Raw genomic sequence first — 12,396 nt, 5'->3', positions numbered from 1 at the left:
TCTTACCCTCTTAATTGTTGTATTGGTTTTGGTTTTTAAGTGTTGTCGAAAGTTTCGTGGTTGCTTGCGTGCCCGCTCATGATTGTATTTGATACAATTGCGGTGCTCATTGTAACCCTCGCAGGGGTGTACTTTAGTAAGTTGGTTAAATGTTTTTCTTCTGATGAATGCTTGAATGCACGGACTGCTTGATCGATTCTTGCACGCCCCATTGGAAGTCTTTGTTTTATTTTATGCTGTCGGATGTCAATGCCCCAGAACTCTTTGTACATCATTTCATGTACGCGAGTTATCTTCGTGTTTGCAATTTTTTCAAATAGTTCAGATTCGCAAATCAGCTTCCGAAGCTCTTTCTCATCTTCAAATGTTAATGAGACAAGAAAAAAATAGGATGCTTCAGTGTGGTTTAATTGAGACTTGATTATGTCGAAATATGGTTTCCCATCTAGATGCATTGGTAGCGATTGGACGGTGTGGCGAAGGAGTATTTTGAAGGTTTCAACGAGTCTTTTTTGTTTTTCTATTTCTACACTGAGAATTTTAAAGTTTCTGAAGTATACATAGTCAATGAGCAGTGACTCTTCTTTTGAGAGTTTATTTTTTTCATGCTTTCTTTGAAGCGCTTGTGGAATGGAATTTACATTTTGAGATTTCAGTGAGCTGTAAGCTCTATCAATAGAGCCCCGTAAAACCTGTCTTCCAACGAGCTCACCATTATTACTTGATACCTCATCAAGGGTTTTCGAATAAATAGATAAGAGCTTGTAGAAAATCCCTTCGTAATGTTGAGTCTCATCAAACTGTCGTCTGATCGTAGACTCTTTTTCTTGGTGGGAAATCTGCTTTTGCTGATACAGCAGGGTTATTATAAGTCCTCCAAAACCAAGGCCGGAGAATAGAGAGTTTAATACACCGAAACTATCACCAAACTGTCCGCGCGTTTCTAAGCTATCACCTTTTAAGGGAAAGAGACCGTTGTAAAACAACAAAAATATAGCCAGGGTGGTTAGTAGTGGCAGTGTCCACCAAAGTTTCTTGGCTTGGGTTGCCAGATATCTGAACTCGTTAATTGCTTTTGGTATGTCTGCAAATTTTACGATATTTATTGAATGTTTATGTGTAAAAGAAGTTTGAAGTCCGCCGCAAAAAAGACCAAAAGTTAATAGTTGGGCGGTTGAGGGGAGTAGTTGCACTGAGCAAGTGAGTTGTAGTAACTCATCTGCGGCTAGGAGCAGGCAAAATAGATTGGTGATTTTAAGTGTGATATACAATGAGAAAGATGCAGTCAATATGTTGAAAATAGGAAGCAGCTCTATAGGTGATGCAACTTTTTCATCCGGAAGGCTAGCTGCAAAAATGCTATAGGCCATTATGGTTAAATTGAAAATGATCCAGGTCGCTAATACTATAAGTAGAGTCTCGATTAACTTATATGATGGATCGATCGGGAATGAATTTGTGGGCGCTAGAACGATAGGGCCGAATACCCCAAATATTAATAAGCTTTTAGCTAGCTTCATGGGCGCAGGCTCCGTTGCAAAGGCTTCGCTAGAAATGTGTGATGGCAATATGGCATACCGGCTTCTCAACTTCAACTGTAAGTCGCCCACATCTTCAAGCGATGTCGGTTTTTGGAGGAGACTGGTATGATGGAGGAGTCTCAGCGTTTTGTTTCACCTGTAAAGCCACCCAGCTAACATGCCAATCCTTTAGTTCCTCTAGAGGGTTGGCATCGCCCCTTCTAGTCTCAAATGCACCCATTAACGATCTTATATCGCTACAGTAACTATTTTCGACGGTGTGAGAGATGGCCTGTACTGGACACACAGATGGAACAGGCTTTGCAGCGGCCAGATATATATCTGGTTGCCCCCTGATCGATTTATGTTGTCGCGTAGTAAATGCAATTTTTAATTTGTCTGAGCTATGACAGCATGCTATGCCGATCAGCTAATGGCGCTCACATCTAGCTAAGCGCCAAAGCCCATCAATATAGCTCAGTCTTCGCTTTGTCTTACTATGTATTCGTAATAGAATAGGCACTTTATAACGTGGTGTAGGTAGTGCATTTCACGGAAGGCCTTGAGTAATATAACCATGAATTCGAGAAAGTACATCTCTTGTGGAGACTCTTGTTTTAGCCCTTCTTTGCTACTATAGTATTGAATTATTTGTGTTCTTTCGTCGTATTCTGTAGCGTAGTGAGCTATCGCATTCCTCGCTCCGGTATTGATGGCTGATTCTTCAAATCTGAACCAGCACTCGTCTAGGTATTTCAATTTTTCAGATATGGTTTTTCCAGCGAATTTTGCAAGGGATGACAAGGCGCCCCCGTCTTTCGCTTTGAACTTTTCGTGATCGCCGCGTTGTATAATATTGTTGATTGCAGCGACAATGCATAGTTGTTTTCCTAGGATTTCCGTGATGTCTTTATAAAGATCTTTGTATTCGTTGAAGTCTTTTGTGGAAATTTTTCCAGCAATTCGGCTATCAGCTTCTTCTTCAACGAAGTCCATGAAAAGTGCAGGCCTCAGTGCTATCTCTGCAGCCAGTATTCGTGGATAGATTTCCAAGCAATCTTTTTGTAAATTCCCAAGAAATTTGGTCGTGATCATAGAATCCATGAATGCATTGAAGTTTTCCTTGTTTTTTTCAGCTATTGATATTACTAAGTTAGAGATTTCTTCTGCGAAGTTTGCGGTAGAAATTGGGTCAATAAATGGTAAGAACGTCTTGCTAATCAACCTATAAAGGACTAGGTTTATGTCCTTCATGGCAAGAGTTCTTTCTAATCTTTCGTCTAGGAAATCTTCTGACTTTTTGACGAATAATTTTTTGTTTTCGCCGTAATATAATTTAATTGTTCGTTTTAAGTCTTTTGATTTCTCGTGAAGCTCGTTTAAATGGTTGAGCCTGAGCTGGAAATGATGATAGTCGGTATTTCTTGTCTCATCGGCTATTTTTCTCATCTTCTGCAAAGCAGCAATGAACGGTGTGTGACCCATCACGTATTCTTTAGACCAAACTGGAAAGTCTAGGTGGAGGTCTATAAATGGATTTCTCCCATCAAACATTCCGTATTGTCGATCCTTGTTTTGGGTTACACCATTCAATTGTAGTGGTGGGGAGCTATCCAGCACTATGGTGATTTCGATGAGTGTATGGCAGTGCGGACAAGGGAAGCTTAGAGGCTGTACCGCTCTATTGGAAAAACCTACTCGACAGTCAATGTCGCCGTCACATGTTTCGCATGTGAGAGTTCCAACGTGATTCATATGGATGCCTATGGTTATTGAGCTATATTGATTTGGTAGACTAGCTTCGGTTTCTACTTAACTTTTTGAGTCTGCCGGAGGGGGGAAGCTACTACGGCTAATTCTATTTTTGCACTGGGTTTTCATACAGGCTGTACCGGGATCCTGTTCGGAGCGGCACCACGTCACGAATGCCAAGTACCGATCACAGTACCCTTTGACCGTGACGTGTTGATCACCGCCGAACATCTCTTTCAGCGCTTGCGGCCCCGTGTAGCTCAATTGCCTGCCGCAAGCGAAATTACGACCATCGCGTCTACCCACCAATGCCATGTCGGTCACCTCATCTACCGCTTTCCGATCCTCGCCCCACGTCATCCCGCCAAGAATGTTGAGTGTTATCAGGGATCAAGGCCCCTGCGACCTGTGGGGAATGTCCTCTACGCGGGACTGGCGGCTCCTTACGTCCGGGAGCAAGGGCATCTCATGATCTGGCCTCCTGAGCACCGTTACCGGTGGGCGGGTGGAGGCAGCGCTGGCTGACTAAACCAGCGCCTGAAGATCCTGAGCCGGGTGAACGCAGCAATGCGATGACCGGGGCATGCCTGACTGTCAGTCAGGTGCAGTCCATTCCTTGGTCTGCGGCACCATCATCTACAGCGCTGTTGCTGGTGACATCGGCGTTTGTCACGCCGATTGTCACGAGGGGGAATGCCGCAAAGCCATGTGCGATCAGGGCTGCAGCAGTGGTAGACGTGCCCGTCTCTTTCCAGAAGAAAGAGACGGGCACAGGTTGGCGCAGTAGTCGGCCAAGCGGATAGGTTGCTGCAGGGCAGCGAGGTACGGTGTAGCTGGCGCACGAGCGCTATATGTGTAAGAGCATCCATCACATGGGTAGTGACCGGGCGAGCTGCGGGATGCGAATCGCCCTTGGGGAGAACCACCGCGGGAGCGGCGTGACCTTTAAGGTTCGGGTCACCTAGGGTGCTGTCATCGACAGCGCTTGCAACTCCCGGTCTACGCCTGTGGACAATATTCGTCAAGCAAAGCGATTTCAGGGATTTAGCGCCTGTGGATAAAACTATCCCTCGGTGGACATCAGTGGTTTTCCACAGACGTAAGCTGTGCCAGCAGTTTTTTTCTTAGGTATGGTCCTTTCAAGCGGGGCGGCTTTGCAGCCCCGTTTGAAAGGACCCGCGCGGAGGAGCTTCATGGGGTGCTGTGGGTAACTTCACAGCGAGTTTGAGGTGGCGGTGCGGCGGGTTACTCGGGCCTCTTGGCACTGCGCAGGTGCGTGACGTTCTCGCCCGTCTGCTTGGCAAACTCATGCGGCGTCACATGGTCCTCGCGGTTCGCCTCCAGAAACCGGCTCCACCAGGTCATGATCATCCGGCGCTCTTCGAGGAACTCGGCCTTGTGGGTATAAGCAGCCCGCACGTTGTTGCGTTCCTTGTGGCTCATCTGCCGCTCGATAGTCGTTTCCGACCACAGCCCGGACTCGACCAGCGCACTGCACGCCATGGCTCGGAACCCGTGCCCGCAGACATCCACCTTGGTGTCATAGCCCATCGTCCTGAGCGCGGCATTCACCGTGTTCTCGGACATCGGTTTTCACGGTCCAACGGGCGAAATCCAGAAACATTTTTGCACCCGTCAGGCGTATGCAACTGCGCTACATTCCCTAGCCTTTGGCATCCATGCCTCCACATCTCTGGTGATCTTGTCTGGATACCGCTGTGAGAAAGTTTGCGTTTGTGAGTGCTGCAGCTGAGCGTGAGTACAAGGACCTGCCACAGGATGTGCAGGACGACTTTGGCAAGGACCTGCGGCGCATTCAGTACGGGCAGGATCCTGAGCGGCCGATCAAGTCACTGACTGACTCGGTGGGCGCGGGGGCGATTGAGCTCATCATCAATGGCAGCCCGGCATTCAGATGCGTGTACGTAGCCAAGTACGCAGATATGGTCGTTGTGCTGCATTCGTTCGTGAAAACGACCAACCGCTCTGACCGGCATGCGATGCAAGTCGCTGAAGACCGGTTGAAGGAGCTGAAGCTGGAGCTGAGAAAAATGGGGTACAGGGTTTAGCTGCCTTGCGCTTGCGAGATGACAATCTGGGGAAGGGCGCCAGCTTCGTTCGAGGGCAAGACAAGGCTGGTGCGAAAGCCGAGCTTGTCGAGCATATCCATCATGGCGTCCAGCGTGAATTTCTCGATCTTGCCATTGGCCAGCTCGGACACCCGTGACTGTGCCACGTTGAGCCTGGCTGCGGCCTCGTGCTGCTTGAGGCCCATTTTCTTGATGCAGTCTGTGATAAAGATCGACAGGTCCATCTTCAAGGCCATCTTGCTGGCAGTTTCCGCATCGTGGGTGACGTGGAAAGGGCTCTCGTGGAATTGAAGCGCCATTGGCTTGCCTCAGTTGAATTATCTAAAATTTAAGATAAATCGTAGCGGGGCTCGATTGGAGAGTCAAAGCGTTTCTGTTTGAAGGCGTGTCTGTTTTTTGAGCTGCATTGTTGCCCAGAAAATTTGCTTTACAGGGATTGCCGGGCCGCTGCGCAGCCCATCGCAGGCAAGCCAGCTCCCACACCGATCGCGCTGGAGTTAAGGTATTTGCGACACCGAAAACAAAAAAGGCCCACCTTTCGGTGAGCCTTTTGAGTACTGCGTATGGTGCCGGCACCAGGAATCGAACCCGGGACCTACTGATTACAAGTCAGTTGCTCTACCATCTGAGCTATACCGGCAATGGGGCGTCATTATAACGATCGGTTGGCGCCTGTAAACCACTTCCTTTCGATTCAGCGCAAATGAGCTAAGTCACCGGCCTAAAAGGAGAATTTTCTTACCAGCCGCGGTGGATGGTATTGACGCTGGGCTCGGTCTTGCCGGGGTTGAAGAACAGCTTGTGGTTGTCGCAGCCGCGCTTGCGGCATGGGGTTTCGCCGCGCAGCGGCAGGCCGTTGTCGCCGCCCAGTTGCATGCCTGGGGTGTTCCAGTCCAAGTTGCCGTGATGGTGCGTCGGGGCGCTGCTCGCGCAGGCGCTCAGGGTCAGGGCGGAAGCCAGCAGGGCGAAAAGTTTGGCTCGGTTCACGATGTCTAAATCCGTTTGTCCACTGTCGGTTCTGGCGCAACGCCAGAAGGTCGCGAGGCTGGCGGGCAGCATGCGACGTCGCTTTTTAATGATTTGGGGGGCGGATGATACACCGTTGGCTCGCAAGGCGGTGCATCGGTTCGGGATTGAGCCTCGCTCACGCAGAGAAGGGCTGGAGCCTTCTGATTTTCCGCTCTTCTGTAGGGCATTTCTGAACTTGAAACCAAATGCTTCGGGGTTGGGCGGTTTGGGAATTATCCTACGCGCGCTACTGATGTTTCGCTGTTGGCGGGGTAAAGCCCCAGGGATACCGTTCCTCGGTCGCCGATTTCTGGTGACCGGGCGTGAGAACCCGACGGTGAATAAGCAGTAGCCAAATGGTGGCCGTACGCGGGCAGGCTTCGGCCTGGCCGAGCTTCCTTATTCCCTCGGTTTCTCACCCCGTGTACGGCTGCCACCCAATTCCGTGAGAAAGATTTTCGTGGCAGGCACATCCACTGGAATAATGATTTGGCCATGAAAAAGATTGTCCCCGACCCACCCCGTCGCATCCTCGATTTCCCATTCTTCTCCATCCACAGCGGCATCACCCCACCCGACGCCCTCGCTCACGCCAGCGAACTCATGCGCGGCGTGGCCGAAACCATCGACGAACACTGCCGACTCCATGCCGGTGAACCAGGCCTGAACATGCTGAGCACCGCCGCGCATGCCGCCGAATCTGCCCGGGCATTGGCCGAACATGCACTGGCCCGCATCAGCACCACAAAGCAAGAGGACTGAAAGCGATGAGCGACCAACCTAAAACCGCCGTCACCGCTGGCGTGGCAACGTTGATCGAAGTGGGTAACCCTCCGGTGGATCTGCTGCGCGTGGTCGCGGGCATCCCGGTGGACTATGCCTACGATTAGGTGTCGGTGCTGCTGGGCTACATCACGCATCTTGTGCGCGAAGGCGATGCCGAGGATGACCACAAGCTGCTCGGTGCAGCCGATTACCTGAGCGCCTTGGCGAAGGCATTGATGAATGATGTCGAGATTGCCAGGAACAAGATGAACTGAGGGAGGCTCTTGTGAAAGGTGGCCCGGAGTGGCGATGACACTTCAGGGTCATTGGGGTCGCTTTGCATCCTTTTCGCGACGCAAAGCCGCTCCCACAAGGTGGGTTTGGGGATGGAGCTCAATGGAGTGGCTTATGCTTATGCACAATCGGCAGCGGGGGGCCGAGCGAAACGCGTGCCGGTTTTCATTACCATTGGTCTTTGCGCAAATGCCTGTTTTTACTGGCTTCAGTGGCTGGCTGGAATAAGCCGTGAGCCTCAAATAGCGCTTGGATCCAACGATTCATCACAAGCTTGTTCACAGAGTTATCCACAGGTTTTTCTGCGGCTAACGGTCGCGTTCTGCCAGCAACAGAAGGTTGCGCGGAGTCAGTGGATAGTCGCAGAACAATCCCAGTTGCACGGTGTAACCGTGCGCTTGCAGATACAGCGCACGGTCCAGTACCAGCCAAAGCTCCAACGGTCGGCGGAACAGGTTGCGTAGCCGTTCGAGGTTGCGCACCTGCGCCAGGCGCTGCCAGCCAGCGGCCTCCAGGGCTTGCCAGTCCGGTGTGCCGTGCAGGGGCAGCTGCTTGAGCGCTGCGAGGTCGCGGCAGTATTGCTCGAAGGTCTTGTCCAGCCATGCGGTTGGCAGCGACGGGGTGGGCAGGTAATCGTCGCATTGCCGCTGCTGGCGCTGCAGCAGGTCGAAGCCCAGGCGGCGCGCCATCGAGGCGTCACGTTGGCGGCGCACGCGGGCGCTGGCAGTGACGGCTTCGCACAAGGGCAACGCCAGGTCATCCACGGACAGTGTCAGCGCTGAACGCTGCGCCGCTGTGGATAACGCCTGGTACTGCGGGGTACGGATCCGGTTGTAGCAGCAAGGGGCGACCGCCAGGTGGCGGCAACCTGCCTGGCTGGCCGATTGCAGCAGGCGCACATGCAGGTCGCCGCAGGCGTGCAAGGCCACGGCGCTGGTGTCTGGGCCCAGGTGGCGGGCACTGTCGGCGGCCATCACGTCCTGCTGCACGTGGGTGGCTGGCAGACGGTGGTGATCGCTCAGCGCCTGGCCGGCGGCCACCAGCTCGGCGTCGTACTCCAGGCAGGTCAGCTGCTGGCCCGGCTGCAACAGCCTGCGCCCCAGGTGGCCCTTGCCGGAACACCAATCCAGCCAGTGACGCGGTTGCTCGCGAAAGCCCAGGCGGCGGCTGAAGGCGTCTATCTGCTGCCATTTGCGACCGGGAACGTTGACCTCCAGACGGTGGTTGGCGAAGGAGGCGCTGACGTCCGGAAGGTCGCCGAGGGCCGACAGCTCAGCGGCCCGTTGGGCCAGCTGGGGGAACGGCGAGGGCAGCAAGTCGGGGGCTTGCTCGGCTTCGGCGTCGGCCAGCGAGCCTTGGCGCAGATGGGCGGCGAGTTCGGGGTATTGGACTTCCCAATCCAGGCGAAGGCGGGTGAATGGCCTTGGTTTCCACAGCTGTTGATGCTCGATCAGGAACTGGTCGAGGGCCTGGAAGCGGTCGCTTAAGTGGTGGCTGTGGAGGACGGGGCGCATGGGGTCGGGGAGCGGGTTGATTGGAAGGGGTATCGCTGGCAAGCCGGCTCCTGCAGGAGCCGGCGACGGGGGTCAGCGGCCTTGGCAGGCGTCGACGCGCAACCAGCGTTCGAGCACTTTGAAGCCCTGCACCAGCACGAACGAGATGACCAGGTAGAACACCCCGGCCGCGAAGAAGATCTCCACCGGTAGGTAGGTTCGGGCGATGATGGTGCGGGCCATACCGGTCAGTTCCAGCAAGGTCACCGTACTGGCCAGGGCGCTGGCCTTGAGCATCAGGATCACTTCGTTGCTGTAGGCCGGCAGGCCGATGCGGGCCGCGCGCGGCAGCATGATGTAGAACAGCGTCTTGCCGCGAGACATGCCCAGCGCCCGTGCCGCTTCGATCTCGCCCTTGGGGATGGCCTGCAATGCACCGCGCAGAATCTCGGCGATGTAGGCGGCGGTGTGCAGAGTCATGGTCAGCACCGTGCACCAGAACGGATCGCGCAGGTACGGCCACAGGCTGCTGGAGCGCACCAGGTCGAACTGAGCCAGGCCGTAGTAGACCAGGAACAACTGCACCAGCAGCGGCGTACCACGGAAGAAGAAGATGTAGCCGTAGGGCAGGGCGCGCACGTACCAATGCCGCGACGAGCGGGCGATGCCCAGCGGGATGGCCAGGATCAGCCCGGCGACGACCGCGATGGCCACCAGCTCCAGGGTCAGGGTGGCGCCTTGAGCCAGGCGTGGCAGCCACTTGATGATCACTTCCCAATTCATTATTCGGCCCTCGCAAAGCCGCGAGCGGCGCGTTTTTCCAGGAAGTGCATGCCGGTCATGGCGACGATGGTCAGGCTCAGGTAGATGCAGGCCGCGACCATGTAGAAGGTGAAGGGCTCCTTGGTCACGGTCACGCCGATTTGCGCGTGGCGCATGATCTCTTCAAGGCCGATCACCGACACCAGCGCGGTGTCCTTCATCAGGATCATGAACAGGTTGCCAAGGCCAGGCAGGGCGATACGCCACATCTGCGGCAGGATGATCCGCGAGAGGATGCGCCCTTTCGAAAGGCCCAGCGCCAGGCCGGCCTCACGGTGGCCCTTGGGGATGGCCAGGATGGCGCCGCGGAACACTTCCGTGGCATAGGCGCCGAAGCACAGGCCCAGGGCGATCACGCCGGCGGCGAAGGCGCTGAGTTCAAGGCCGGGCAGGTTCAGGGCTTCGCCGAGGCTGTTCATCAGGCCGACGGTGCCGAAGTAAATCAGCAGGACCCAAAGCAGTTCCGGTACGCCGCGAACCAGGGTCGAGTAGGTGCCGCCAAGCCATTGCAGTGGCTTGGCCGAGGAAGTCTTGGCCAGTGCGCCGAGCAGACCGAGGACCAGCCCCAGCAGCAATGCGCAGAGCGCCAGTTTTACGGTCATCAGGGTGCCGGCCGCCATGGCCGGACCGAATCCGTGCAGGTCGATATTCATTGGCAGGTGCGTTCTAGGGACTGGCGCGCCGCAGGGGCGCGCCGGTCGGGGCGGATCATTCGATGCTGAATGGGAAGTACTTGTCGTTGATCTTCTTGTACGTTCCGTCGGCCTTGATTTCAGCCAGGGCTTTGTTCAGCTTCTCGCGCAGTGGGTCACCCTTGCGCACGGCGATGCCGATCTTGTCGCTGTCCATCACAGGCTCGCCCTTGAACTCGAAGTTCGAGCCGTCTTTGCTTTTGAGCCACTCGTACTGCACGTACTTGTCGGCCAGGATGCCGTCGATGCGGCCGGAGACCAGGTCCAGGTAGGCGTTTTCCTGGGTGTCGTACAGCTTGATTTCAACAGCGTCGCCGTAGTTGTCTTCCAGCCAGGTGCCGGCCAGGGTAGCGCGCTGGGTACCGATCACCTTGCCCTTGAGCGAGGCCTTGTCGGTCTTGAAGTCGACGTTCTTCGGCGCGATGAACTGCAGTTTGTTGGAGTAGTACGGGTCGGTGAAGTCAACGGCCTGCTTGCGCTCGTCGGTGATCGACAGCGAAGACACCAGGAAGTCGAACTTCTTGGCGTTCAGGGCCGGGATGATGCCGTCCCAGTCGGAAGTGACGACCGAGCACTCGACTTTCATCTTGGCGCACAGGGCGTCGCCGATGTCTTTGTCGAAGCCAACCACGTTACCGCTGGCATCCTTGTTGTTGAAGGGTGGGTAGGCCGCTTCGATACCCATGCGCAGTTTTTCCGCGGCCATGGCGTTTGCCGACATCACCAGGGTGGCAGCAGCTGCCAGTAGGAACTTCTTGTAGGTCTGCATGTATTGCTCCGTTAGCGGTGGCTGGACATGAATTGCTTGCAACGCGCCGAGGTCGGGTTCTCGAAGACCTGCTGCGGCGATCCTTGCTCTTCGACCAGGCCCTGGTGCAGGAAGACGACTTCACTGGACACCTGGCGGGCAAAGTTCATCTCGTGCGTCACCAGCAGCATGGTACGGCCTTCTTCGGCCAATGCGCGGATAACGTTAAGCACTTCCTGGACCATTTCCGGATCGAGCGCCGAGGTCGGCTCGTCGAACAGGATGACTTTGGGCTTCATGGCCAGCGTGCGGGCGATGGCCGCGCGTTGTTGCTGGCCACCGGAAAGCTGGGCGGGGTAGCTGTGACGCTTGTCGTAGATGCCGACCTTGTTCAGCAGCGCTTCGGCGGATTCGATGGCTTCGGCCTTGCTCTGGCCAAGCACGCGGCGCGGCGCCTCGATGATGTTGTCGAGGATCGACATGTGCGGCCACAGGTTGAAATTCTGGAAGACAAAGCCGATTTCGCTGCGCAGGCGGTTGATCTGGCGATTGTCGGCGGCGATCAGGTCGCCATTCTTGGCAGCCTTGAGCTTGAGCGACTCACCGGCGACCAGGATTTCACCCTGGTGCGGGTTCTCCAGCAGGTTGATGCAGCGCAGCAGCGTGGACTTGCCGGAACCGGACGACCCCAGGATGGAGATCACGTCACCGTCGCGGGCGGTCAGCGAAATGCCCTTGAGAATTTCCTGATCGCCGTAGCGTTTATGCAGATTGCGGATTTCCAGCGCGGGCGTGGCCTGAGCCATGTGCGGTCCTCATGTGTACGGGTGCGTTCCCAGCTGTTGGCGGCCTTCCTGGCGAGCGCCACGCTAGCATAGCGGCAATATGGCGGCCAACCGGGTTGCAGGGGGCTTGGGGTGCTGGCGGGGCGGTTTGTCGCATCGTTGCAGTGCAACGTCGCGCAGATGTCCGCATGGGTTTTGTCCAGCACCGGAGCCTTGATGAAAAAAGGCGCGATGGTGCCAGCTTTGGACAGCCCTGAAAAGCCGTTTTTGGCCGGGTGGCGCTTTGCCGCCAGTTGTGTCTCGGTGCGGTTGCGCCTTCCGGTTGCGCTTTTGCCTGCCGCATTTTTGTGCACAGGTGTTACCGAGGAGCACCTCTGGTGCATTTGTAAGTGGGTATTTCAGTAATCCAGAAGTCGTATGGAAATTT

General features: G+C 55.0%; 11 protein-coding genes, 1 tRNA gene and 3 pseudogenes. 3 read left to right on the top strand and 12 right to left on the bottom strand.

Annotation, left to right across the window (positions count from 1 at the left end; translation table 11 throughout):
• Positions 1-35 precede the first annotated feature (35 nt).
• From VXM67_RS00900 to VXM67_RS00885, 4 genes and pseudogenes are all read right to left on the bottom strand, one after another.
• Entirely contained in the window at positions 36-1,520 is a 1,485-nt protein-coding gene (locus tag VXM67_RS00900) for a hypothetical protein (RefSeq protein WP_367237444.1), read from the bottom strand.
• 477 nt (positions 1,521-1,997) lie between these two features.
• Positions 1,998-3,140: a hypothetical protein gene (locus VXM67_RS00895; RefSeq protein ID WP_367237443.1), complete on the bottom strand. Its 1,143-nt coding sequence runs from the start codon at positions 3,138-3,140 to the stop codon at positions 1,998-2,000.
• A 270-nt stretch (positions 3,141-3,410) separates the two neighbouring features.
• A pseudogene (locus tag VXM67_RS00890) lies at positions 3,411-3,587 on the bottom strand (integrase); the annotation flags it as partial.
• Positions 3,588-4,517: 930 nt separating this feature from the next.
• Positions 4,518-4,865: pseudogene (locus tag VXM67_RS00885) on the bottom strand (tyrosine-type recombinase/integrase); the annotation flags it as partial.
• Positions 4,866-4,990: 125 nt separating this feature from the next.
• Between VXM67_RS00885 and VXM67_RS00880 the strand changes: the two are divergent.
• Positions 4,991-5,341 carry a type II toxin-antitoxin system RelE/ParE family toxin gene (locus VXM67_RS00880; protein ID WP_019096874.1) on the top strand — a complete coding sequence of 117 codons (351 nt, stop codon included), beginning with the start codon at positions 4,991-4,993 and terminating at the stop codon, positions 5,339-5,341.
• On the opposite strand, the gene VXM67_RS00875 is transcribed toward VXM67_RS00880, so the two are convergent.
• From VXM67_RS00875 to VXM67_RS00865, 3 genes are all read right to left on the bottom strand, one after another.
• Positions 5,338-5,661: a helix-turn-helix domain-containing protein gene (locus VXM67_RS00875; protein ID WP_104883150.1), complete on the bottom strand. Its 324-nt coding sequence runs from the start codon at positions 5,659-5,661 to the stop codon at positions 5,338-5,340. The two genes, VXM67_RS00880 and VXM67_RS00875, sit on opposite strands and share 4 nt — an antisense overlap.
• A gap of 265 nt (positions 5,662-5,926) precedes the next feature.
• A tRNA-Thr gene (locus VXM67_RS00870) sits at positions 5,927-6,002 on the bottom strand.
• A 98-nt stretch (positions 6,003-6,100) separates the two neighbouring features.
• Positions 6,101-6,349 carry a hypothetical protein gene (locus VXM67_RS00865; RefSeq protein WP_023382813.1) on the bottom strand — a complete coding sequence of 83 codons (249 nt, stop codon included), beginning with the start codon at positions 6,347-6,349 and terminating at the stop codon, positions 6,101-6,103.
• Between the two features lie 516 nt (positions 6,350-6,865).
• Here VXM67_RS00865 and VXM67_RS00860 point away from each other — a divergent pair.
• Positions 6,866-7,132 (top strand): hypothetical protein, encoded by a 267-nt coding sequence (locus tag VXM67_RS00860; RefSeq protein ID WP_023382812.1) that lies wholly within the window; start codon positions 6,866-6,868, stop codon positions 7,130-7,132.
• Between the two features lie 5 nt (positions 7,133-7,137).
• Positions 7,138-7,410: pseudogene (locus VXM67_RS00855) on the top strand (DUF3077 domain-containing protein).
• A 327-nt stretch (positions 7,411-7,737) separates the two neighbouring features.
• Here the strand turns inward: VXM67_RS00855 and VXM67_RS00850 are convergent.
• The 5 genes from VXM67_RS00850 to VXM67_RS00830 all read right to left on the bottom strand — a co-directional run bounded on the left by VXM67_RS00850 (position 7,738) and on the right by VXM67_RS00830 (position 11,990).
• Positions 7,738-8,943 (bottom strand): methyltransferase, encoded by a 1,206-nt coding sequence (locus VXM67_RS00850; protein WP_367237442.1) that lies wholly within the window; start codon positions 8,941-8,943, stop codon positions 7,738-7,740.
• A gap of 72 nt (positions 8,944-9,015) precedes the next feature.
• Positions 9,016-9,705, bottom strand: a complete 690-nt coding sequence (locus VXM67_RS00845) for an ABC transporter permease (RefSeq protein WP_023382809.1) — start codon at positions 9,703-9,705, stop codon at positions 9,016-9,018.
• The gene (locus VXM67_RS00840) at positions 9,705-10,397 is read right to left on the bottom strand and encodes an ABC transporter permease (protein WP_023382808.1); all 693 of its coding nucleotides are present in this window, start codon (positions 10,395-10,397) and stop codon (positions 9,705-9,707) included. Before VXM67_RS00840 ends, VXM67_RS00845 begins: the two co-directional genes overlap by 1 nt.
• A gap of 55 nt (positions 10,398-10,452) precedes the next feature.
• Entirely contained in the window at positions 10,453-11,205 is a 753-nt protein-coding gene (locus VXM67_RS00835; RefSeq protein ID WP_023382807.1) for an ABC transporter substrate-binding protein, read from the bottom strand.
• A gap of 11 nt (positions 11,206-11,216) precedes the next feature.
• Entirely contained in the window at positions 11,217-11,990 is a 774-nt protein-coding gene (locus VXM67_RS00830) for an ABC transporter ATP-binding protein (RefSeq protein ID WP_023382806.1), read from the bottom strand.
• Positions 11,991-12,396 lie beyond the last annotated feature (406 nt).

Origin of the sequence: Pseudomonas sp. Rh2 (assembly GCF_040762985.1) — a bacterium.
Taxonomy (GTDB): Bacteria; Pseudomonadota; Gammaproteobacteria; order Pseudomonadales; family Pseudomonadaceae; genus Aquipseudomonas; species Aquipseudomonas taiwanensis.
Note: the sequence above shows the minus strand (reverse complement) of the source record. Positions and strands in the feature narration are given on the sequence as shown.